This window comes from Polaromonas sp. P4_F4 (genome assembly GCF_056401355.1).
In genome coordinates this window covers 74,120-98,342 of sequence record NZ_JBFUJO010000019.1, presented here as the reverse complement: position 1 = coordinate 98,342, position 24,223 = coordinate 74,120, and the positions used below count along the sequence as shown (strand labels likewise).

General features: G+C 65.5%; 13 protein-coding genes. 5 read left to right on the top strand and 8 right to left on the bottom strand.

The window, feature by feature from the left end:
- Positions 1-214 precede the first annotated feature (214 nt).
- The 5 genes from AC1DUR_RS18835 to argH form a co-directional block, all read right to left on the bottom strand.
- Positions 215-970, bottom strand: coding sequence for an enoyl-CoA hydratase/isomerase family protein (locus tag AC1DUR_RS18835; RefSeq protein WP_477720325.1), 756 nt, complete (start codon positions 968-970; stop codon positions 215-217).
- A gap of 225 nt (positions 971-1,195) precedes the next feature.
- Complete coding sequence (locus tag AC1DUR_RS18830) at positions 1,196-2,701, bottom strand: Do family serine endopeptidase (protein WP_477720324.1); 1,506 nt, start codon at positions 2,699-2,701, stop codon at positions 1,196-1,198.
- A gap of 144 nt (positions 2,702-2,845) precedes the next feature.
- On the bottom strand, positions 2,846-4,246 hold the full coding sequence (locus AC1DUR_RS18825; RefSeq protein ID WP_477720323.1) for an ATP-binding protein: 1,401 nt from the start codon (positions 4,244-4,246) through the stop codon (positions 2,846-2,848).
- Entirely contained in the window at positions 4,243-4,902 is a 660-nt protein-coding gene (locus AC1DUR_RS18820; RefSeq protein ID WP_011484566.1) for a response regulator, read from the bottom strand. Before AC1DUR_RS18820 ends, AC1DUR_RS18825 begins: the two co-directional genes overlap by 4 nt.
- A 365-nt stretch (positions 4,903-5,267) precedes the next feature.
- The gene (argH, locus tag AC1DUR_RS18815; protein WP_477720322.1) at positions 5,268-6,677 is read right to left on the bottom strand and encodes an argininosuccinate lyase; all 1,410 of its coding nucleotides are present in this window, start codon (positions 6,675-6,677) and stop codon (positions 5,268-5,270) included.
- A gap of 262 nt (positions 6,678-6,939) precedes the next feature.
- Here argH and AC1DUR_RS18810 point away from each other — a divergent pair, with 262 nt between their 5' ends.
- The 4 genes from AC1DUR_RS18810 (at position 6,940) to AC1DUR_RS18795 (ending at position 11,160) form a co-directional block, all read left to right on the top strand.
- Complete coding sequence (locus AC1DUR_RS18810) at positions 6,940-8,004, top strand: sensor histidine kinase (protein WP_477720321.1); 1,065 nt, start codon at positions 6,940-6,942, stop codon at positions 8,002-8,004.
- Positions 8,001-8,741, top strand: a complete 741-nt coding sequence (locus AC1DUR_RS18805) for a LytR/AlgR family response regulator transcription factor (protein ID WP_477720320.1) — start codon at positions 8,001-8,003, stop codon at positions 8,739-8,741. Before AC1DUR_RS18810 ends, AC1DUR_RS18805 begins: the two co-directional genes overlap by 4 nt.
- A 199-nt stretch (positions 8,742-8,940) precedes the next feature.
- Positions 8,941-10,113, top strand: coding sequence for an AI-2E family transporter (locus tag AC1DUR_RS18800; protein WP_477720319.1), 1,173 nt, complete (start codon positions 8,941-8,943; stop codon positions 10,111-10,113).
- Positions 10,114-10,380: 267 nt separating this feature from the next.
- Positions 10,381-11,160, top strand: a complete 780-nt coding sequence (locus AC1DUR_RS18795; RefSeq protein ID WP_477720318.1) for a TerC family protein — start codon at positions 10,381-10,383, stop codon at positions 11,158-11,160.
- Positions 11,161-11,238: 78 nt separating this feature from the next.
- On the opposite strand, the gene AC1DUR_RS18790 is transcribed toward AC1DUR_RS18795, so the two are convergent.
- From AC1DUR_RS18790 to ppc, 3 genes are all read right to left on the bottom strand, one after another.
- Entirely contained in the window at positions 11,239-19,656 is an 8,418-nt protein-coding gene (locus AC1DUR_RS18790; protein ID WP_477720317.1) for a glycoside hydrolase family 94 protein, read from the bottom strand.
- 4 nt (positions 19,657-19,660) lie between these two features.
- A complete protein-coding gene (locus AC1DUR_RS18785; protein ID WP_477720316.1) occupies positions 19,661-19,891 on the bottom strand; it encodes a hypothetical protein in 231 nt (76 codons plus the stop codon).
- 289 nt (positions 19,892-20,180) lie between these two features.
- The gene (ppc, locus tag AC1DUR_RS18780; protein WP_477720315.1) at positions 20,181-23,135 is read right to left on the bottom strand and encodes a phosphoenolpyruvate carboxylase; all 2,955 of its coding nucleotides are present in this window, start codon (positions 23,133-23,135) and stop codon (positions 20,181-20,183) included.
- An 82-nt stretch (positions 23,136-23,217) separates the two neighbouring features.
- On the opposite strand from ppc, the gene hemC reads away from it, so the two are divergent.
- On the top strand, positions 23,218-24,213 hold the full coding sequence (hemC, locus tag AC1DUR_RS18775) for a hydroxymethylbilane synthase (protein WP_477720314.1): 996 nt from the start codon (positions 23,218-23,220) through the stop codon (positions 24,211-24,213).
- Positions 24,214-24,223 lie beyond the last annotated feature (10 nt).

The following is a 24,223-nucleotide window of genomic DNA, read 5'->3' as shown; positions in this document are numbered from 1 at the left end:
CCGGCGGTTTGAAAGTTTTTTGGAATCAGGCGTGCCGGTGTAATTTTTCTCACGTTGGCACGTGGTCCGGTGCGTCCGCGGCGGACAAATGCCGAAGGTTGGCGAGGACACGAATCAAGGCCTGGGCCAGGCAGCCATGGTCATCGCGCGGTCATCACCGTCATGCAATTTCAGTTTCAAAAAAAGGCTTCAGCGGTGCGAGGTGCTGCCCTGTTTATCGGGCGGTAAAGCCCGCAACGCGCTGTTGGGTGTCCTCGTTTCCCATGGCACTGGCCGCTGCTTCGGCTTCCAGCTGCAAGGCCGTTGCCAGTTGACCTGAGAGTTGCGTATTGACCATCTTTTTCAGGCGCGACACGGTGAAAGTGGAGCGCTCGCTGATCTTCTCGGCCAGCGCGATTGCGGTCTCCAGCACTTTCTCCTTGGGCACCACGCGGTTGACCAGGCCGAGCCGGTAGAGCGTGTCGGCACTTTGCTTCTCGCCCAGCAACCAGAGTTCCATGGCACGCTGGTGGCCCACAGCCTGGGGCAACAGATGGGTGACGCCACCGGTCACAAACTGCCCCCAGCTCATTTCGGGAAAAAAACAGACCACATCTTCGGCCGCTACCACCATGTCGCAGTTGAGCACCCACTCGAAACCCCCACCCACGGCAAACCCCTGGATGGCTCCGACAACGGGCTTGCCGTTGAACATGATGTCGCGCGTGACCTGCTGGATTTTTTCGGCATAGTTTGATGTGTCCCGGGCGGTGGCGGCTTGCCCGGAAAATTCCTTCAGGTCGGCACCCGCGCAAAACGCCCGGCCTGCGCCGGCAAGCACAATGGCCTTGATGTCCTCATCGAGCTGGGCCTTGAGCAGGGCGGCGTGCAGGTCGTCCAGCAACGTTTCGCTGATGGCATTCAGGCGCTCCGGGCGATTGAGCGTGACGATGGCGACGGGCCCGTGTTTTTCAAACAGTACTTGCGACATGGCTTGTCTCCATGGTTTCTTTCCGTGTCTTGGTGTCAAGACGGCTGCTATCGGCGGTGTTCTGGCGGGGATGGATGATCCGATGAAAAAATGCCCTCCTCAGACCAGGAGGGCGGGGTGGGAGGAATCAGTTTGCGGCTGACGGCCCCGCGGCATCGCCTCCTCCTTTATACCGTTTTATACCGGTCAACCGGCACCCATCCTTTTTCGCCATCTCCGCAGACTTCAGCCCAGGTTCACCGGCACAAAAATCTTGCTGTCGCCACGCTGGATGAGCAGCGCCACCGATTTGTCCGCTTTGGCGACCACGCTACGCACCTGCTCGACATTCCTGACCGGTGTGCCATTGATGGCGATCAGCACGTCGCCAGCCTGCACGCCGGCCAGCGCCGCCGGGCCGCTGGCTTGCTGCACCACCAGGCCGCTGTCGAGGCCTGCCTCCTGCCTTTCGTCGGGCTGCAGCGGACGCAGGGCCAGGCCCAGCTTGCCCTGGCTGGGCGAGTCTTTTTTGCTGGCGGCCTGGGCGGACTTGTCGTCGGCACTGGCCAGTCGTGCCGTGAGCGATTTGGCGGCGCCCTGGCGCCAGACGTCGAGCGCGACGGTGTCGCCGGGGGCGGCCAGGCCAATGAGGGCCGACAGGTCGCCCGAGGAGACGATGGGTTGGCCATTGACCTTGCGAATCACGTCGCCGGACTGCAGGCCCGCCTTCTCGGCCGGGCTGCCTTTTTCAACCGTGGACACCAGGGCGCCTTCCGGTTTGTCGAGTTTGAACGAGTCGGCAAAGGTCTGGTTCACTTCCTGCACCGCCACGCCCAGGCGCGCATGCTCCACCTTGCCGTTGGCCACGATCTGCTTCTGGATCCTGGCCGCGATATCGATCGGAATCGCAAACGACACGCCCTGATAGCCGCCGCTGCGGGAGTAGATCTGTGAATTGATGCCGACCACCTCGCCGCGGGCATTGAACAGCGGGCCGCCCGAGTTGCCGGGGTTGATGGCGACGTCGGTCTGGATGAAGGGCACGGTGCTGTCGTCGGGCAGGGACCGACCCTTGGCGCTGACGACGCCGGCCGTCACGGTGTTTTCAAAACCGAAGGGCGAACCAATCGCCAGCACCCACTCGCCGACCTTCAATTCGCTGGTTTTGCCCAGGGTCACCACCGGCAGGTTGCTGGCCGCAATCCGCAGCACGGCGACGTCGGTCCTGGGATCAGCGCCCAGCACCTTGGCGCGGAATTCGCGCCGGTCGGTCAGCTTGACCGTGACTTCGCGCGCATCGCGCACCACGTGCGCATTGGTCAGGATGATGCCGTCGCTGCTTACGATGAAGCCGGAGCCCTGGCCTCGGGTGGGAACTTCCTGCTGGCCGCCGCGGCCCTGTCGGCCCTGTCCCTGCTGGAAGCGGCGGAAGAACTCGAAAAATGGATCACCGGCCAGAGCATCGTCGTCATCATCGCCCTGGGCCAGAGGTGATCCGCTGGACACCTTGGTGGTGCCGGTGACGCTGATGTTGACGACTGCTGGGCCGTGGCGCTCGGTGATCCGGGAGAAGTCGGGCAGCGCCACGGGCGTGCTGGCCACGCCGCCGGTAGTGGCAACGGCTGCGGAGGCAGGGGCGGCAACGGCGCTGCCATGCAGGGCGTTCAGCGCGCTGACGCTGGCACCACCCATGGCGCCAGCGGCCAGCAGGGCAACGATCAATCGGGTATTTTTCAATGCTGCGGATGTCATGGTTGGCTTCCTTGCGTTGGAGACAGATATAGATATCGGACACACATCGGGCACGCCTCGTGCCCACAGGACCAACTATGGGGAGCCAGCCTTAGACGAGGCTTAAGGTGAGCAGATGGGCGGGTGGGCGCGGCCCCGCAGTGGCTATTGCGCTGCGGCCGAAGCAGCCGTAGTGGCCGTAGTGGCCGTAGGGCCGGGCGCAAAGCGGATCTCAACCTTCAGCCCTCCCAGCCGGGACGAGCGCTCCAGCGCCAGTGTTGCGCCGTGCCGCTCGGCAATCGCCTTGACAATCGCCAGCCCCAGGCCGCTGCCGGTTTCCAGCGCTACGTCGCTGGCCCGAAAGAATCGGTCGAACACGCGTGGGCGGTCCTGCGCCGCAATGCCGGGCCCGCTGTCTTCCACCGTCAGCACCGGCTGGCCTTGCTGCTGCTGCAGCGACACGTCGACCTGACCACCCGCCGGTGTGTACTTGACGGCGTTGTCGAGCAGGTTGCGCAGCATGACGCGCAGGGCTTCGCCCTGGCCGGGGACCGGCGGCACCTGCGTACCCTGCTCATCGGCCAGGCCCAGGTCAATCTGCTTGTGCCCCGCCAGCGGCAAGACGTCGGCCACCGCCAGCTTGACCACCTCGTGCAGGTTGACGTCACCGCTGCCCTCGGTATTTTCCCCCGGGCCGGCTTCTTCGCGCGCCAGCACCAGCAGCTGTTCCACCAGGCGTATTGCCCGGTCTATGCCCTGGTTCAGCCGCGCAATGCCCGCTTCGCGTTCCGCCGGATCGTCATCACTGCGGCGCAGCGCCTGGGCCTGGAGCTTCAGGGCCGTGAGGGGTGAGCGCAACTCGTGCGCCGCATCGGCAACAAAATTCTTCTGCGCGTCGAACGCGCCGCGCACCCGGCCGAAGAGCAGGTTGAGTTCGTCGACCAGTGGGCGCACCTCGTCGGGCAGGCCGGTCGGGGCCAGCGGAGAAAAGTCGTCCGCCGACCGGCCGGCCACCTGGCGGCGGGCGCGTTCTATGGGCGCCAGCGACAGGCTGATCACCCACCACACCGCGAGCATCAGCAGCGGGGTGAGCAGGGCAAAGGGCAGCACCGCCCTGAGGGCGAGTGCGCGGGCACGCGCCGAACGCGCGTCGAGGTCTTGCGCGATCTGAACGGTTTGCAGGGCGGTTTGCAGCGTGTAGACCCGGTAGCGATTGCCGTTGGCCTCGACATCGGAAAAACCCAGGACCGCACGCGGCGGCAAGGCCGAGCGGGTCGAGCGAAAGAGCTGGGTGCCGTCCTGGCCCCAGATCTGCACATAGAGGTCAAAGCTGGCGTCTTCGTCGCCGTCGATCAGCGGCGAGCCCAGGGGAATGCCGCTGCGCAGCGAACGGGCCATCTGCTGCAGATGGTCGTCGAACATGGCGTCGGCCTGCTGCAGGGCGCCACGGTAGGCGGTCGCGGCTTGCAACAGCGCCGCCAGCAGGATGGCTGCCAGCACAAACCACAGCAGCCGGCCCCGCAGCGAGTGCGTGCCGGTGGCTGGCGGCGGGGTGGTGCGGCTCATTCCTTGGGTACCAGGTAGCCCAGGCCGCGCACAGTCTGAATCAGCTCGTTGCCGAGCTTTTTGCGCACGCCGTGAATATAGACTTCCACCGCGTTGCTGCTGACCTCGTCTTTCCAGCTGAACAGTTTTTCTTCCAGCTGGGCGCGCGAGAGCACCACACCGGGGCGGGCCAGCAGGGCCTCCAGCACGGCCCACTCACGTGCGGACAGCGACACCGGCTGGCCATGAACGCTGGCTTCGCGGGTGGCGGGGTTGAGGCTGACGCCCTTGTGCTCAAACACCGGTTCGCCCCGACCGGCGCTGCGCCGTATCAGGGCACGTATGCGGGCCAGCAACTCGTCGATGTCATAGGGTTTGACCACATAGTCGTCGGCGCCGGCATCCAGCCCGGCGATCCGGTCGCCGATGGCGTCGCGCGCCGTGGCCACCAGCACCGGTGTGGCATTGCGCCGCGCGCGCAGTGAGCGCAGTACTTCCAGCCCATCGCGCTGCGGCAGGCCAAGGTCGAGCAGCACCAGGTCGTACTGCTCGCTGCGCAGGGCCTGGTCGGCCATGCTGCCGTCGCGCACCCAGTCCACGGCGTAGTGTTCTGCACGCAGCACGTGCAACACGGTCTCGCCGATCATGGCGTCGTCTTCCACCAGCAGTAAGCGCATTATTTGAGCCCCCACGGTCGCTCACTGCGTGTAGCTCCCGAGGCCTTGCCGGCCGCGGCTCGCGAGACGCTTCGCCTCTGTCGCCCGTCCAAGCCTGCGCAGGCAGGCTTGGAGCCGCGGGCTCCAGCCCCTCGGGGGCCGCCCGCCTGCGGCCCGGCAAAGCCGGTTCCGCGGCTCATGCTGGGTTGAAGAGTTCCAGCGGGTACAACCAGTGGGAGTCGCGGGACTGGCTTTGCCAGACCGCAGGCGCCGCTCCCTTGAGGGGGGAGCAGGCTACACGCAGTGAGCCTGGACGGGGGTGTCACATAACGCATTGTTGTGTCCTTCGTAGCTGTTCAGTCTACAAAGTACACCTTAGCCGGAACTTAGGCGAGGCGGGCGCGATGCCTTGCAATCTGCGCCCGCACCTGGGCCGGGGCGGTGCCGCCCAGGATGTTTCGGGCATTGAGCGAGCCGCGCAGGCTTAAAGCATCGTAAACGTCTTTTTCGATGCTCGGGTTGAACTGCTGCAGCACCGCCAGCGGCAGTTCCGACAGGTCCACCGCATGCGAGATGGCGGCCTTGACGGCATGCGCCACCGTTTCATGCGCATCGCGAAAGGGCAGGCCCTTTTTCACCAGGTAGTCGGCCAGATCGGTGGCGGTCGCGTAGCCGCGCAGCGCGGCGGTTTCCATGGCTTCAGGCTTGACGGTGATGCCAGCCACCATCTCGGCAAAAATGCGCAGCGTGTCTTTCAGCGTGTCGACGGTGTCGAACAGTGGCTCCTTGTCTTCCTGGTTGTCCTTGTTGTAGGCCAGGGGCTGGCCTTTCATCAGGGTGATCAGGCCCATCAGGTGGCCGACCACGCGGCCGGTCTTGCCGCGGGCGAGTTCGGGCACGTCGGGGTTTTTCTTCTGCGGCATGATGGACGAGCCGGTGGTGAAGCGGTCGGGGATGTGAATGAAGCCGAAGTTCTGGCTCATCCACAAGATCAGCTCTTCACTCATGCGGCTGATGTGCACCATGGCCAGGGTGGCGGCGGCGGTGAATTCAATGGCAAAGTCGCGGTCGCTGACGGCGTCCAGGCTGTTCTGGCAGACACAGGCGCGGCCCTGCTCGTCCACCATGCCCAGGGTTTTGGCCACGCGCTCGCGGTCCAGCGGATAGCTGGTGCCGGCCAGGGCGGCGGCGCCCAGCGGCAGCCGGTTGACGCGCTGGCGGATCTCGGCCATGCGTTCGGCGTCCCGCGCAAACATTTCCACATAGGCCAGCATGTGGTGGCCAAAGCTCACCGGCTGCGCCACCTGCAGGTGGGTGAAGCCGGGCAGGATCACGTCGACGTTTTTCTCGGCAATGTCGACCAGCGCTTTTTGCAGGTCACCGAGCAGGCCGCCGATGAGGTCAATCTCGCCGCGCAGCCACAGGCGCACATCGGTAGCAACCTGGTCATTGCGGCTGCGGCCGGTGTGCAGGCGCTTGCCGGCATCGCCCACCAGCTGGGTCAGCCGCGCTTCGATGTTGAGGTGCACATCCTCGAGGTCCAGTTTCCATTCAAACGTGTCCGCCTCGATTTCAGCGGTGATTTGCGCCATGCCTTTCTGGATGGCCGCGAGGTCGCTGGGTGCGATGATCTTTTGCGCGGCCAGCATGTCGGCGTGGGCCAGCGAGCCGGTGATATCGGCCTGCCAGAGGCGCTTGTCAAAAAACACGCTGGCCGTGTAGCGCTTGACCAGGTCGCTCATGGGTTCGGAGAACAGGGCTGACCAGGCTTGGGATTTTTTGTCGAATTGATTCACGTCGGGCTTTCTTTCGGGCGGTTGCGCGGCAGGGCTGCGAGGCCGCGCGCCATGGGTTAGGGCGCCAGGTGCGCTATTCTGGGCAAGTATTCGCTGCGGCCGGGTTTAAATCGGGTTTCAACCCGGGCTGGAAGGCCACGGCCGGTGCCATACTCGTTTCCGGTGATTTTATCTGTGACTGACCGCCATGCCGCGTTCCGCAACAAGACACTGCCATAAACCCGAATAACCCCGAATAACCCCGGGAACGCCCGCACAAACGATGAAGCCTTTGCCTGATCCACAGACCTTCGGGGAGTCCACGCTGCTGGGAAGCTTTATTCCCGCCGACGAAGAGGTGGTGGCGTGGCCGCCGGTGCGCACCGGCATGTTTGACGCCTGCCATGTCGGGGTGGTGCTGCGCGCGGTGCTGTTTGTGGAGGCGGTGGCAGGGGTTGGCGCCATGTTTGGCGCCAACCACCCGATGGATTGGCTGCTGCGGGTTTCGCTGCTGACCGGCGGGGTGTTGCCCGCCACCCTGGCCTGGCTGATCGCCGTTTGCGCGCTCAAGTTGCGGCTGAACCGGCTGGATACCTCGCTGCAGTGGCTGGCCGGCATGGCACTGGGTGCGGCTGCCGGACTCTATGGCTGCGGTCTGCTGGCTCTGATAGGGCTGCTGCAGCCGGCGCCGTGGTGGGCCAGCGCCGCCTCGGGCGCCCTGCTGTCGGCCATGGTGCTGGCGGGTTTGTTCTGGCGTGCCAAGGCGCGCACGCCGGCAGCCACCGCCGCGCGGCTGGCCGAGCTTCAGTCACGCATCCGGCCGCATTTCCTGTTCAACACACTCAACAGCGCCATTGCGCTGGTGCGTGCCGAGCCGGCCAAGGCCGAGGCCGTGCTGGAGGACCTGAGCGAGCTGTTTCGCCATGCGCTGGCTGATCCGGCCGAGTCCGTGACGCTGGGCCAGGAAATTGCGCTGGCCCAGCGCTACCTGGCAATAGAGCAGATCCGCTTTGGTGATCGCCTGCAGGTGCAGTGGAGCCTGGACGCCAGCGCTGATGAGGCCAAACTGCCGCCGCTGCTGCTCCAGCCGCTGGTGGAAAATGCCGTCAAGCATGGCGTGGAGCCCAGCGCCAGCGGGGCGCAACTCCGGATAAGCACCCTCAGGCGCGGTGGCAAGGTGGTGATCAAGGTGATCAATTCGACGCCGGCCGGGGTGGGGGAGCGCGGCAACGGGCTGGCGCTTGCCAATGTGCGCGAGCGCCTGGTTTTGCTGCATGATGTGCAGGCACAGTTCAAGACCGTGTTCAAGGATGGTGTATTTCAGGTCAGGCTGGAGATTCCTGCATGAAACTCAAGGTACTGCTGGTTGATGATGAAGCACTCGCCCGCTCGCGCCTGCGCACGCTGCTGGGCGACTGTACGGCGCCGCAGGCGGTGGTGGCCGCGGAAGCCTGCGATGCGGTCCAGGCCATGAACGCCCTGCGGCAGGACAGCTTCGACGCGGTATTGCTGGACATCCGCATGCCGGGCGTTGACGGCATGGCGCTGGCCCGCACCATTGCAGCCCTGCCCCGGCCACCGGCCGTGGTGTTTGTCACGGCGCATTCCGAGCATGCCGTGCAGGCTTTCGAGCTGGAAGCCATCGACTACCTGACCAAGCCGGTACGGCTGGAGCGCCTGCAGCAGGCGCTGCAGAAGGTGAGCCGGCTTGCGCAGACCGTACCGGGACCGCAGGCGGATGCATCCCGGGAGATGCTCATCATCCAGGACCGGGGGCGCACGGAGCGCGTGCCGCTGGCCGAGGTGCTCTACCTGAAGGCCGAGCTGAAATACATCACGGTGCGTACCGCCAGCCGCAGCTACATCCTGGACGGATCACTGAGCGAGCTGGAAGAGCGCCATGCCGCGCAGTTCATGCGCATACACCGCAATGCGCTGATCGCGCGGCGCGCGGTGCGCGCGCTCGAAAAGCATTTTGATCCCGAGGAAGGCGAAGGCTGGGCGGTGCGGCTCAACGGCATCGACGAATTGCTGGCCGTGTCGCGCCGCCAGCTCAGTGCGGTGCGTGAAGCCATCGCGGGATGACGGGTGGGCCGGTTCGGGGCTGGCGGGACCGGGGGCGGCAGCTGATTCCTTCCGGTGCCTGCGTCCTACACCGACAGGCGGGTTGTTCAGGTCCAATGGACGCATAACGATGACGGGGACTGCCCCACGCGGGTTTTTCGCGGGGTTTTGCCGGTACGACGGGCAAAGCCTGCAGCTGTGGGGTCCATGAGGAGCAACAATGACTGAAGAAGCCGCAAAAGATACGCCGCTTGCCGAGACGGAGGCGGCGCTTTTGCCGGAGCCGGAACGGCTGCTGCTGCACATGCCGGTAGACATCCGCAGTGTCTCGCTGGTGATCCTGGCGATTCTGGCCAGCCTGTTTATGCTTCATTGGGCCAAGGCGGTCTTCATTCCCCTCATGCTGGGTCTCCTCTTCAGCTATGCGCTGTCGCCCGTGGTCAACTGGCTGGAGCTCAAACGCGTGCCGCGCTGGCTCAGCGCCGCGGTGCTGCTGCTGGCCATTCTGGGCGCGATCGGCTCGACCGCGTATTCGCTGCGCGATGAGGCTTCCCGGTTGGTGGAGTCGTTGCCGCTGGCGGCGCAAAAGTTCAGGCAGGCGGTCAAAATGCGTGATGGCAAGCCAGACGGTGCCCTGGAAAACGTGCAGAAAGCCGCTTCCCAGATCGAACAGGCAGCGCGTGAAAGTGGTGCCGCCTCTCCCGGATCATCCCGGGGCGCCATGCGGGTCGTCGTTGAGACGGCAACGTTCAATGTGCGGGACTATCTGTGGACAGGCACCCTGGGCCTGCTCACGCTGATAGGCCAGTTCACCGTGGTGGTTTTCCTGACCTACTTCCTGATGATCTCCGGTGACAGCTTCCGCCGCAAGCTGATCAAGCTGACGCCCAGCTTCAGCAGCAAGAAAATCACGCTACAGGCCTTGCATGAGATCACCGGGCAGATCCAGCGCTACCTGCAGGTGCAGCTGCTGGCCAGTGCGTTGGTCGGCGTGCTGACCTGGCTGGCCCTGCTCCTCATCGGGCTGGACAACGCTGCGGTGTGGGGTATTGCCGCCGGTGTGCTGAACCTCGTTCCCTATGTGGGTTCGCTGGTGACGGCGGGCGCGTCGGGGCTGGTGGGGTTTTTGCAGTTTGGTTCGCTCGACATGGCGATCGTGGTGGCCGGCGCCTCGCTGGTCATCCACATGCTGGTGGGCAACCTGTTCACCCCCTGGTTCACCAGCCGCGCCAGCCGCTTGAGCCCGGTGGCGGTCTTTGTCGGTCTGCTGGCCTGGGGCTGGTTGTGGGGCGTGTGGGGCTTGCTGCTCGGCATACCGATTCTGATGATCGTCAAGTCCGTTTGCGACCGGATTGATGACCTCAAGCCCATTGGCGAGTTTCTGGGCTCTTAGAAATGAGGCCCCCACGGTCGCTCACTGCGTGTAGCTCCCTGCCCCCCGGGGGGGCCGCTGCGCCTGCGGTCTGGCGAAGCCAGTCCCGCGGCCCCGGCTGGGGTGAAGAGCCCCCACGGTCGCTCACTGCGTGTAGCTCCCTGCCCCCGAGGGGGCCGCTGCGCTTGCGATCTGGCAAAGCCAGTCCCGCGGCCCCTACTGGTGTAAAACTTCTGCGGTCGCTACATGGCCGCGCTGGATCATTGAAAAAAAGAAAGAGGCCATGCCATGATGGAACTGCTCACCGACCCGCAAGCCTGGATTGCCTTTGCCACGCTCACTGCGCTGGAACTGGTGCTGGGCATTGACAACATCGTATTCATCTCGATTCTGGTCGACAAGCTGCCCAAGGCGCAGCAAGAACTGGCGCGCCGTCTGGGTCTGTTCATGGCGATGTTCATTCGTGTCGGGCTGCTCATGGTGCTGTCGTGGATTGTGGGTCTGACAGCGCCGGTTTTTACCGTGATCGGCCAGGAAATTTCAGGACGCGACCTGATCCTGATATGTGGCGGCCTGTTTCTCATCTGGAAGAGCACCGGGGAAATTCACCAGTCGCTGGAAGGCGAGGAAGGCCACGCCTCCAGTGCGGTGCAGGCCACGTTTGCCGCCGTCATTGTGCAGATCATGGTGGTCGATATGGTCTTTTCGCTGGACTCCATCATCACGGCCGTGGGGATGGTGGACAGCCTGCCCGTCATGATTGCCGCCGTCATCGTCTCGGTCGGTTTGATGATGCTGTTTGCCGGCGCCATTGGGCGCTTTGTGTCTGACCACCCGACCATCAAAATGCTGGCGCTGTCGTTTCTGGTCGTTGTTGGCGTGGTGCTGATTGCGGAAGGTTTCGAGTACCACGTACCCAAGGGCTTTGTGTACTTTGCCATGGCATTCTCGCTGTCGGTGGAGATGCTCAATATCCGCATGCGCCGCAAGTCCGCCACGCCTGCGCATCTGCACGCGGCCTATGCGCGTGAAAAAGCCGCGCAAACCGACCTGCCGGATCAAGGCTGAGCTCGCCATCGCCGGATGCGCCGGCCCCCGGCGCAGGCGGAAATCGACCCCGGATGACCCCGGATCCCGTGCAACGCGTCAGCTATAGACAGTCGCTGGCGCTAAGGGGGCGTTGGTGACGGCGCCCTCCTGAACGAGCAGCGTAGTGCGTGGGCCCAGCGCCGCGAGCGGCAGCCACTGTCCGGGCTGCACCGTGTATTCGGGCTTGAAATCGCCGTCGGTTGCGACACCGGCGCGCTGCCAGCGTATGTGGATGACGCGGTCCTGCAGCCTGAGCGTGACCTCCACCGAAGGCCAGTGGGCCGGCAGGCAGGGTGACATGCAAAACTCGCCCTGGCGCACCTGCAGGCCGATCAGGTTTTCCAGCGCGGCCCTGTGCAGCCAAGCGGCGGAACCCGTGTACCAGCTCCAGCCGCCGCGGCCGACATAGGGCGCGGCGCTGTACACATCGCCCGCCATCACATAGGGTTCGATCTCGTACTGCGGGCCGCGTTGCGGGTGCCGGCTGCGGTGGGCGGGGCTCAGCGCCTTGAAGCTTTCCCAGGCCGCTTCGGCGTCGCCTGTTTTCGCTTGCGCCATCAGGGCCCAGACGCCGGCGTGCGAATACTGCCCGCCGTTTTCCCGGATGCCGGGGGGGTAGGCCTGAATGTAGCCCGGGTTGTTTTCCGAGGTAGCGAACGGCGGGTGCAGCAGGCGCAGCAGGCCGGCCTCGGGGTCTATCAGTTCGCGATTCATGGCCTGAAGCGCCGGCGTGGTGTAGGGTGGGCTGGAGGCCTCCGACAGCACCGACCAGGCCTGCGCGATCAGGTCAATCCGGCACTCTTCATTGACCGATGAACCCAGGGGTGCGCCGTTGTCAAAGAAGGCGCGGCGAAACCACTGCCCGTCCCAGCCGTCGCGGTGCAGTGCTGCGACCCAGCCCTCGCGGCTGGTGTTCCAGCGGTCCATGCGGGCCCGCTCGCCCCGGGTTTCCGCCAGGGGGCTGAACTGCGCGACCACGCTGCACAAAAACCAGGCCAGCCAGACGGATTCGCCGCGTCCCTCATGGCCCACGCGGTTCATGCCGTCGTTCCAGTCACCGGTGCCCATCAGGGGCAGGCCGTGAGCGCCCACCGCGAGGCTGCGGTCTATGGCGCGCGCGCAGTGCTCAAAGACCGACGCCGTTTCATCGCTGGCCTTGGGCGGGTAATACGCGTCTTCCGCGCCGTCGGGTATGGCCGCCCCTTCAATAAACAACACGTTCTCGTCAAGAATGCCGGCATCGCCCGTCATTGCAATGTAGTGCGCGCAGGCATAGGGAAGCCACAGCAGGTCGTCCGAAAAATGCGTGCGCACGCCTTCGCCGCCGGGTGCGTGCCACCAATGCTGCACATCGCCCTCTGGAAACTGGCGCGAGGCGTTGAGAAGAATCTGCTCGCGCAGCCGTTGCGGCTCGATCAGCGCAAAGGCCATCGCGTCCTGCAACTGGTCGCGAAACCCGAACGCTCCGCCAGCCTGGTAAAAGCCCGCCTTGGACCAAAGACGCGAGGTGAGGGTCTGGTAGAGCAGCCAGCGGTTGACCAGCGCGTCAAACAGCGGGTCGGGGGTGCGTACCTCGACTTTGCCGAGCAGGTCAGTCCAGAAGTTTTTGACGCCCGCCAGCGCCTCGTCCACATCCCTGACTTGCCAGGTGCGTGCCAGTTGTTCGGCGCCTGCGGCATCGCCGGCATGACCCAGCATGAAGCACAGGTCCAGGCTCTGGCCGGCCGACAGGCTGAACTCTCCGGCGAGCGCCGCACAGGGGTCTACGCCACTCCCGGTCTGCTGGCCCAGCAAGCCGGGGAGCACCAGGCCGCCGGCGGCGTCAAAAAATTCGCGACGGTCGCACGTCCACTGCAGCGGACCGGGCAGGCCGGTGAGCGACAAAAAGGCACTGTTGCCGCCGAAGCCGGCACGGCCTTCGCGCTGCTGCGCCAGCACGGCGGGCAGATCCTGGGCTTTCCAGGCATGGACGGTACGCCGGTCGTGGCGTGCCGCGCCCATCTGCCACTCCACCATGGCCAGCGCGCGCAGACGGCGCTTGCCGGCGCCCTGCTGGTGCAGCCGCACCCGCACGATCTTGACGGCGTCATTGCGGTCGGCAAAGAAGGTGGTTTCCACCTTCAGCTCTCCGTGCAGGCATTCAAACACGGTGTAGCCCTGGCCGTGACGCACGCGGAACGCCTGCTGTGAACCACTTTCGGTGGAGGGGCTCAGGGCGAGCGGCTTTCCCGTATCGAGGTCCTGCAGCAGGTAGTGTTCAAAACCGGGATCCCGTACCGGATCGTTGGACCACGGCGTGAGTTGATGCAGGCGGCTGTTGACTGCCCAGGTGTAGCCGGCGCCCGCTTCGGAGACCTGAAAACCGAAGGACGGATTCGAAATCACGTTGATCCATGGGCGCGGCGGGCGGTGCTGGCGATCGATGTCGAACTGGAATTCTCCCGTGGCGGCGTCGAAGCGCCCTGCGGGCGCCTGCAGCGAAACAGGCGAGACAGGTTGCGCGGACGGGGGGTCTTCCGCCACTTCTAGCAGGGGCGCGGCGGCGCGCGGGCTCCGGCGCGTCGGCCCGGCCAGGTCCTTCCAGGCCGCCACCTGCTGCTGGAGCGGGCGCCCGTCTGCGATGAGGGTAATGCGTGCCAGGCCGGACAGCGCAGCCTTTTCGGAGGGCGCCACCTCGTGGTCGCGCAGCAGGAAGAAACCGGCGACATCGCTGCGCGGAAAGCTGTTTTCCGCCTGCTGGAGGGTATGGTCGCGCAGGGCGAGGATGCCCTGCTGCAGGGGCATCAGGTAGGAGTTGACCTCGCTGTTGAGGATCACCACATCGGTCGCCAGGCCGCAGAAGCTCCACCAGGGTTGGGCGCGCAGCAGGGCACGCACGAGACCCAGCCCGTTGCTGGAGTGAATGCGTACCAGCACGATGGGCTTGTCGCCCGACAGGCCGAAGCGCCAGAGCTGACGCTGGTCCACCGGGCCGCGATCGCTTCCGGGACGTGCCGCCGTGTACATCAGCGCCGTGTTGAGATCCTGGAGGGCCTCGTTTTCTTCCGGATCCGTTCCCAGATCGCGCAGACGTACCTGCGCCAGCGTGGCGGCCATCCGGGTGGCCCGCTCCACGTGCATCGTCTGTAGGTATTTGTCGATGCGCGGCTCCAGCTCCTCGGTCGTTTCCGCGGCGGCGGTCGCAAAAGTCAGCCGCGCAACACCACCGGCCTGGATGCGCACCCGCACGCGCAGGCCCGCGACGGGGTCGAGCCCATTGACGGGGGAACCATCAGCCTGCCTGGCCTGCGCCTGCAATGCGGGTTGCGCGGGCACATGGTTGCGCCCGAGGAAGGCGCGCCGGTCGGCGATGAAGTCGATGGCCCGCACATTGGCATCGGAATCGGCCAGGAAATGCGCCATGGCCATGCCTGCATCTTCCTGCAGCCGGGGTTTGCGCGACAGGATCAGGGCGCGCCACTCGGGATGCCACCCGGTTTGCACAAACAGGTTGGAGAAGGCGGGGTGGGCCTCGTCGGCGCGCGGGTCGGTCAGCACCGCCTCAAGGCATGAAATCACCTCCAGCGTGACCGTGGCCGTGGAGAGGTTGTGCAGCGTGACCGTGCGGATCTCGGTGTCGTCCTCCGGACTCACCAGCACGCTGGTCGTCGCCTCCAGGTCGGTCGACATCGCGTCAAACTGGACCCGATCCGCGAGAAACATGGCCGAGTAATGCCAGTCGGGATTCGGCGCGGGGTGGTACGTGAGAGATGAGGCGCGCGCCTGACCTTCGGTGCGAAGGTAAATGAATGTGCCGTACTCGTCGCGCAGGAGGTCGTCGCGCCAGCGTGTGATGTTGTACGTGCGGTTTTGCGCGTGCCAGCGGCTCACACCAGCGCCACTGGCGCGCAGTGCCACGCTGTAGCGCCCGTTGGACAGCAGCTGCGTCGGCTGCCAGCCGGTTGCCGCCGGATCCACATCGCGCGACTGGTAAAGGGGCCCCTCTTCGATCAGGTCCGGCTCCGGGAGGGTGCGCGGATCGGCACTCTCGATGATCTGGCGCGGTGTGCGTTCATGAAGCAGCGACTCGTGGGCCTGCACCAGCGGCGCTGAGGCGAACCAGCGGCGCGGCGCCTCGTCGCACAGCACATTGCACAGCGCCACCAGCGACATGCCCTGGTGATGCGCCATGAAGTTGTAGACCACGCTGAGCGCCTGCGCCGCCGGCTGCCGGGAGACCGTGAAGTCCACCGCATCCATGAAGCCGCAGTCTCCGCGCGCGCCGAGCGCTTCGAGCCGGCGCAGGTTGGCAACTGCCTGCCGCGGGGCAAACATGGCCGCCATTACGCTGGCATACGGTGCCACGACCCGGTCACCGGGCGGCGTGCGGCGAAGGGCCAGCCGTGGCACCCCGAAGGGCGCGTACTGGTAGGCGAGGGTGTGGTCCTGCGCCAGATAGGCGGACTCGGAGACTCCCCAGGGCAGGTGGTTTGCCCTGCCGAAAGCCTGCTGCTCCTTGACCGCCGCGAGGCCCGAGACATGCAGCAGGCCCTGGTCGGGTTCGGTCATGACCAGCGAGGGCATCAGGTACTCGAACATGGAGCCTGACCATGACTTGAGCCCGGGTGTGATGCCGACCGTCAGGAAGGCGCGGCCCAGTGCCAGCCAGTGGCGCCGCGGTATGTCGCCCTTGGCCATCGCCAGAAAGCTCGTCAGCCTGACCTCGGATGCCATCAGGTCGTAGTAGCTGGCATCTAGCGCCTGCTCGTGCACGCGCAAGCCAATGTGAAACAGGTGACGCTTGGCGCTGTAAAGACCCCTGAAGTCCATCGCCATGCACAGGCGCTCGCAGCGATCGGCAAGATGGTTCAGGCTGGCGACCTGTTCCGCGGTCAAAGATGCGGCAAGCGTAGGGGCCATTGAACGCAGCGAAGGGCCGCCCCGGGCAAGTTCAGCCCCATCTCCTCGTGAAAGGGGCAGCGCACCGCCGGAGGCGCGCGAAGCGACAAGCGTGGGGGCCAGGGTTTCGCCGCCGGGCCGCCCCAAGGCGGAATGCGCCCCTTCATGGGGTGAAAGGGGCAGCGCACCGCCGAAGGCACGCGCAGCGACAAACGTGGGGGCCACTAACCTCCGGCATGCCTGCGCAGTGGCCAGCAAATGGCCCGCCAGGTTGCCGCTGTCCACGGTCGACACGTAGGCGGGAAGCAGCACCTGTAGCGTGCGCGTTTCATACCAGTTGAACAGATGGCCATCGTGCTTGGGCAATCGCTCCACCGTGCCGAGCGTGGCTTCCAGCCGCGCGAGAAGGTCGGCGATGGTGATCCATCCAAACTCGTGCGCGCAGGCCGTGGCCAGCAGGTACAGGCCGATGTTGGTGGGCGATGTGCGGTGGGCGAGCGTCGGCTCGGGCAACAGCTGCAGGTTGTCCGGCGGCAGGTGGTTGTCTTCGGGCCCGACGCAACGCTCAAAAAACTGCCAGGTCTGCCGGGCCAGCTGATGCAGGTAGTCCCTGTCCCTGGCGTCGAGCGTCAGCCGTAGCGGGCGTGCCGCCGGTTTGCTGGCCCACCAGCTGGTCAGGGGCGCCATGGCCCACAGCAGGAACAGGGCGGGGCCGGCCCAGGGATGCGGGCTCCAGCACGCGGCCACTGCCAGCCCCGCGCAAAGAAGCGACGCCGCCGCGTGGCGGCGCAGGAAGGCGCCCATCGTGTATTTCGCCGACGCCTGCGCCTGCACCGCCATGGTCCATTCGAGCAGGTGCCTGTGGCTGACGGCCATGCGCCACAGGGCCCGCGCAATGGCGTCGGAGATCAGGCCGGCCTGAACCGCGAGCTGGCTGAACTGCCAGGCGCTTGCCGCAAAACTGCGTGCCACCTCGCGCAAGCCTACATGGAAGAAATGAAGCCATGCAATGCCGCGGCGCGTGGGCACCAAACCTGCCAGCGCCCCCATCAACGGTCCGGCCAGGTAGGCGGAGAGGACGAATGCCAGGGTGGTCACCAGCGAAAGGGCACCGGTGAAGATCACCCACACCAGCAGCGCCAGTGCAGCGGGTGCGACGAGCGAGCGGCGCAGGTTGTCCGTCATGCGCCACACACCCAGCGCGTCAATACCGAAGTGCCGGGCGCGCAGCATCAGGGGCAGCAGCTGCCAGTCACCCCGTGTCCAGCGATGAACGCGCGATGCCGCCACACCGGTGTGATGGGGATGGTCTTCCAGCAGGACGACGTCGCTGACATAGCCACAGCGGGTGATGCTGCCTTCCAGCAGGTCATGGCTCAAAACCGCGCCTTCGGGCAGCCGCTGGTCCAGCACCGCATGAACCGCAGCCACATTGAGCAGCCCCTTGCCGGTAAACGTCCCCTGGCCAAACACATCCTGGTACAGGTCGGAGGCGCTGCTGCCGTAAGGGTCCAGGCCGCACTGGCCCGCAAACATCGCATGAAATGGTGAACGCTCATGGTGCGCCGACAGGGGTGTCACCACGCGCGGTTGCAGGATGCCGTAACCCGCGGTCACGCGGTGGCCTTTGCGGTCAATCTGCGGCGCATTCAGCGGATGGGCGGCGATGGAGACCAGTTCCCGCAGGGCGCCCGCGGGCAGGGTGGTGTCGCTGTCCAGCGTCAGGACATAGCGCACGCCGTCTGCCAGGCGCATGTCGGGGCTGACCGGCACAAACGTCGATGCCGAGCCCTCGGCCAGTTGCCGCAGCAGTATTTCGAGCTTGCCGCGCTTGCGTTCCCAGCCTATCCAGCGACTTTCTGTGGGCGACCAGCTGCGCGGGCGGTGCAGCAGCACAAAACGGGGGGGCGCGCCGGCGGCGGGCGGGTAGCGGCGGTTGAGCGCGCGCAACCTGGCGAGGGCGTCATCGAGCAGGGCCTGGTCACCAGGCAGGGTGGGCGTGTCCGCGTCGACCCAGTCTGTCAGCAGGGCGTACTGGGCGTGGATTTCGCGGCTGGCCAGCCAATGCAGGCCGAGCCGGTGCACGAGTTCGCTGTTGGAGGCGGTGGAACTGAGCATGGCGGGAATCACCACCAGCACGCGGTGCTCGGCCGGAATGCCGGCGCTGAAGTCAAGGCGGGCCATCGGCTGGATGCGGGTCGACTCCGCAATCAAGCGGTGAATCAGTGAGGCCACGGCTTCGGAGGCAGGCCACGCCATCAGGAATACAGCCACCCAGCCCGTCCAGTGCATGGCGGCAGGCGCAGGCACGGCCCACCAGAGAGCCGCTACCGTGCCGGCCAGCCAGACCGCGGCATACAGCGGCAGGCGCCAGGCGCGCCGCGTCAGTCTGGCCGGCAGTGCTTTGAGAGCTGTGCCGGGCGGGCGCAGCGCCGCCTCCAGCAGCGGGCGGCCCGGCCCCATCAGGTAGTAGCCTGCCGTTCGCGCGACCATCGAATTGTTGGGCTGCCGGGCGGCTGCCAGCACTGCTTCGGCCACGGCACGTTCGGAGCGGCCGCTTTGCTGGGACAGCCTTTCCATCGCGCGGGTGATCTGCTGGCGCGTCATCTCGCTTTCCCTGGAAAAGCTGGGCAGCCGGCGCAGGACCTGCAGCGAATGGCTCACCGGCTCAATCAGTTCGGCCCATTCCACCTGGCCAATCAGCCTGAGCGTGGTGATGATGTTGCTGACCGTGAGGTTGGCCGCGACCTGGCTGGTTTGCCCCTCGCCAATCAGGCCCAGCCCATCGGGGCAATGGTGTTCTATCCAGCCGACAAGGGGAACGGCGGAATCCACCTGTTCCGTAGGCATGCGCTGCCACAGCTGGGTCAGGTAGCCGCGTTCGAGGCCGCGGCTTTGCAGGCGCTGGTGCAGCTCATCGAGTGCCTGCACGCTCATGATATCGGCCGAATCCCAGACGGCGTGTGCGACTTCCCGTGCGACCTTGTTCCAGGCAATCCGGTCGGCCATGCGACGCAGATTTTCCAGCAGCACCACGCGCAGGGTGGTAGGCAGGGCCCAGAGTTCGCCCAGGGTGAGTTCGCTGACCTCCTGGTAGGCATGCAGGAAAGCCGTGAAGAGCACCGGGTCGAGCACGCTGTCGGTGTGTGCAACATAGGCCCAGGCGATGCCGTAGACGCGCGGCAGGCCTTCCAGCGGCTTGTCGGCCAGTTTGGGCAGGTCCGCATAGTAGCGGTGGGGAACGCCCTCCTGGATCTGCTGAAGCTGCGCTTCAATCAGGTGAAAGTTGTCGAGCAGCCACTCGGCAGCCGGCGTCACGTAATGGCCGCTTTGCGAGGTCAGGGCGATGTAGTCGTAGGCCTGGCGAAGCGCGGCGATGTTTTCCTTCACACGGGGGAAAAAGGGCGACCCGCGGTCGGGGCTGCCGGCGGGCCGCACGGTCTGCACTGCGGCCAGGCTGCGGCCATGCTCCTCAAACCGCTGCGCGCCGAAGAGCTCCGCGCGTATGGGCTCCTGCAGCTCATCGCGCTGGGAAAAAATAACTTTCCTGGCGTAGGGACTTAAGGACTCCAGCCGTTCGATGGGAGTCGTTTTCACACGCTCAGGCTATAACGACAAGCAGGCCGAGGCAGATTGCCAACACTGCCGAGACCGTGACAATGCGCGGGCTCACCAAGCCATGAATGGATTGAAGTGCCGAATGCAGGGCAAAGAAACGGCTGCGTGAGCTGGCGCAGTGACTCATGTGGGACGCCAGGTTGGCGGCGTCCGCGGACACAAAATCGGTGGTGCGGGCCGACGACGAATCGGCCATGATCTCAAGGGTCGTCATGATTGTTGCGCTCCGGGGGATGAGTCTGGATAGTCACCGCGCAGCGAAACGCACGCGGATTTTCCATGGCTAACACCCATGCTAAGCGGGGGCGCCCCGAAATGACATCAGACGACTCCGGAGTTTGGCTAGGACAATGCCTACAGGGCCTACTGCAACAGGGCTTGCTACCGGCCTTCTGCAGGCGCGCCAGAATACCCCTGCGCCCCGAGCGGCGGGGTCCGACGGGGGCGGGAAACGGTGCGTCGGTCAGGTCAGGTAGGGAGGGTAGGTCCGGTAAACCTCAAAATCAGCCCGTATTGCGCAATCCGGCCGCGATCCCGTTGATCGAAATATGGATGCCGGTTTGCACTTTCTGGTCGGTCTTGCCTTCGCGGTAGCGTCGCACCAGCTCGACCTGCAGATGGTGCAGGGGGTCAATGTAGGGGAAACGGTGGCGGATGGAGCGCTGCAGTGCCGCATTGCCGGCCAGCCGCTGTTTTTCACCGGTGATCAGCGTCAGCGCTTCCGCGGTACGGTGCCACTCTGCCTCGATCGCGGTGAAAACCTTCTTGCGCAGCCGGGCGTCACCCACCAGCTCGGCGTAGCGCGACGCCAGCGCCAGATCACTTTTGGCCAGCACCATGTCCATGTTGCTCAGCAGGGTGCGAAAGAACGGCCACTGCTTGTACATTTTTTGCAGCAGAGCCAGCGTTTCCTTGCGGGTGGCGGGTGTGCCGCCCGCGTCGAGCATTTTTTCAATGGCGGCGCCAAAGCCATACCAGCCGGGCAGGGTCAGGCGGCACTGGCCCCAGCTGAAGCCCCACGGAATGGCGCGCAGGTCTTCAATTTTCTGCGAAGCCTTGCGCGATGCGGGGCGAGAGCCGATATTGAGTTCGGCAATCTCCCGGATCGGTGTGGCGCCGAAAAAGTATTCGTTAAAGCCAGGTGTTTCGTAGACCAGTGCGCGGTAGGCGGCCATGCTGGCCTGTGACAACTCGGCAGCCGCCTGCAAAAAGGCCTTGGTCGCCGGTTTGGTCGGTTGCAGGAGCGTGGCTTCCAGCGTGGCCGCCACCAGGGTTTCAAGATTGCGCCGGCCGATTTCCGGGTTGGCATATTTGGAGCCGATGACCTCGCCCTGCTCGGTCAGGCGGATCTGCCCGCGCACTGTGCCCGGGGGCTGCGCCAGGATGGCCTGGTAGCTCGGGCCGCCGCCCCGGCCTACCGTGCCGCCGCGGCCATGGAACATGCGCAACTGGATGTTGTGCGAGTTCGCCAGCTGGTCGAACAGCTCGACCAGCGCGATCTCGGCGCGGTACAGCTCCCAGTTGCTGGTGAAGATGCCGCCGTCCTTGTTGCTGTCGGAATAGCCGAGCATGATGTCCTGCTCGGCGCCGCTGCGTTGCACCAGCTGGGCGATCCCCGGCAGCGCGTAGTACTCGCGCATGATGGGCGCGGCATTGCGCAGGTCTTCGATGGTTTCAAACAGCGGCACCACGATCAGATCGTTGGTGGCGCCGTTGTCGAACGTCGCGTCGCCGGGCCGCCCCAAGGCGCGAGCGCCCCCCTGGGGGGCAGCGCCGTACACGGAGTGACTAGCGTGGGGGTCATTGAGAATGCCATGCATCAGCCCGACTTCTTTTTGCAGCAGCAGCACCTCCAGCAAATCGCTCACGGTTTCGGTGTGGCTGATGATGTAGTGGCGTATGGCTTCCTTGCCAAAGCGCGCGCGCGCGGTGCGTGCGGCTTCAAAGATGGCCAGCTCGCTCTGCGCATGCGCCGAGTAGGCGGTGCCGATCACGCGCAGGGGTCGCGCGTCGTTGAGCAGGCGGATCAGCAGCGCGCGCTTTGCGGCTTCGTCCAGGCTGGCGTAGCGGGGTTCGATGCGCGCCACGGCCAGCAGTTCGGCCACCACTTCCTCGTGTTTGTCGGAGCTCTGGCGCAGGTCCACCGTCGCCAGGTGAAAACCAAACACTTCGACCGCCCGGATCAGCGGATGCAGGCGCTGGGCAACCAGCGCCTCGCCGTGATTCGATTTCAGCGACGCTTCAATCGTGCGCAGGTCCGCCAGGAAATCTTCGGCCCGGGCATAGGCGTTCTGCGGCGCCACGGCGTGGCGTGCGGCCTCGCCACCCGTCAGCTCCTTCAGGGTGGCTGCCAGCCGGGCGTACACGCCGGTCAGGGCACGGCGATAGGGCTCGTCCTTGCGATGTTCGTTGGTGTCCGGAGAGCTTTCAGCCAGTGCCTGCATGCCTGGGCTGACCTCCACCAGCATGGCTGACAGCGACAGCTCGCCGCCCAGGTAGTGGACTTCGGTCAGGTAGTGGCGCAGGGCCACTTCGGCCTGCCGTGCCAGCGCGTAGTTGAGCGTGTCCGCACTGACATTCGGATTGCCATCGCGGTCGCCGCCTATCCACTGCCCCATGCGCAGGAAGCTGTGCACCGGCTGGTTGCCCAGCTCGCGCTCCAGGTTGGCGTAGAGCTTGGGGATTTCGCGCAGAAATGTGGCCTCGTAGTAGCTCAGCGCGTTTTCGATCTCGTCGGCCACCGTGAGCTTGGAAAAGCGCAGCAGGCGCGTTTGCCACAACTGCATCACGCGGGCGCGCAACTGGGCTTCGTTGGCCGCCAGCTCGCGAGGCGTGAGGGCGTCCTTTGCGGCGTTGGTGGCCTGCGCCAGCGCCTTGATGTCATCGCGCGCCGTGAGCAGCTGTGCAATGTCGCGTTCGGCATCCAGAATGCTTTTGCGCTGCACTTCGGTGGGGTGGGCGGTGAGCACCGGCGACACGAAACTGTGGGCCAGTGTGCTGGCGATGGTTTTGGGGGATATCCCCGCCCAGCGCAGGCGGGCCAGCGCCACTTCGATGCTGCCTTCCTGGGTGTCGCCCGCGCGCTCGTGGACGGCGCGGCGGCGGATATGGTGGCGGTCTTCCGCCAGGTTGGCCAGGTGGCTGAAGTAGGTAAAGGCCCGGATGACGCTGACGGTCTGCTCGCCGCTCAGGCCCTTGAGCAGCTTCTTGAGCGCCTTGTCGGCTTCCTGGTCGGCATCGCGCCGAAAAGCCACCGACAGCTTGCGCACCTGCTCGATCAGTTCGTAGGCGATGAGACCTTCCTGCTCGCGAATCACGTCTCCCAGGATACGGCCCAGCAGGCGGATGTCTTCCACCAGCGGGCGCTCGTTGTCCCGGGACCGGGTGGAGGCCTTGCCGGTGGTGGTGCCGTCTTTGGCGTTCTCATTGACCTTCCTGGCGCGTGCTGAAATGACCATCTCTACCCTCTGGTTCTGGACCTGTTCTTGAACCCCGCATGCTAGCATTCACTTTCCCCCAAGGATTACGAACAGGTTACGAGTGTCTGCAGCGTTTCAACCCGGCAACCCGCTTGCCCCCCCCAAAATCGTCATCGCCACGCGCGAAAGCCGGCTGGCCCTGTGGCAGGCCGGGCATGTCAAGGCCCTGCTCGAATCGCGTCTGGGCTGGCAGGTGGAACTGCTGGGCATGACGACCCAGGGCGACCAGATCCTGGACCGTTCCCTGAGCAAGGTCGGCGGCAAGGGCCTGTTTGTCAAGGAGCTCGAAATTGCCCTCAGCGAAGGCCGGGCCGACCTGGCCGTGCATTCGCTCAAGGACGTGCCCATGGATCTGCCCGAAGGCTTCGCGCTGGCCTGCGTGCTGGAGCGCGAAGATCCGCACGACGCCTTTGTCTCCAGCCAGTTCGCTTCGCTGGCCGACCTCCCGCAGGGCGCGGTGGTCGGAACCTCCAGCCTGCGCCGGCTGGTGCTGCTTAAAGCGCTGCGGCCTGACCTGAAAATCGAGCCGCTGCGCGGTAATCTCGACACACGCCTGCGCAAGCTCGACGAGGGCCACTACCACGCCATCGTGCTGGCGGCGGCTGGACTCAAGCGGCTGGGCCTTCAGGCGCGCATTCGCAGCATCTTTGCGCCCGCCGACATGCTGCCGGCCGCGGGGCAAGGCGCGCTGGGCATTGAGGTGCGGGCCGACCGCGGTGATTTGATGCAGGCCCTCGGATCGCTGGCCCATCAGCCGACCTGGCTGGCGGTGACGGCTGAGCGCACCGTCTCGCGCGCCATGGGTGGCAGCTGCTCCATGCCGCTGGCCGCCTACACCCGAGGTCCGGCCGCAGAAGGCATGCTGCTCCATGCGGCCTGGGGCGATCCGGCCACCGCCGAGGCTCCGGCCGGCCAGCCACTGGCCCCGCTGGTGCGGGTGCAAAAAACAGCGGTAGTGCGCAGTTTTTCCGAGGCCGAGGCGCTGGGCGAAGCGGTGGCGGCGCAGCTGCGTGCCGGCGGCGCGGTCTGGGCCACCAACACCCCTTCCGACACCTGACGCGGGGGCC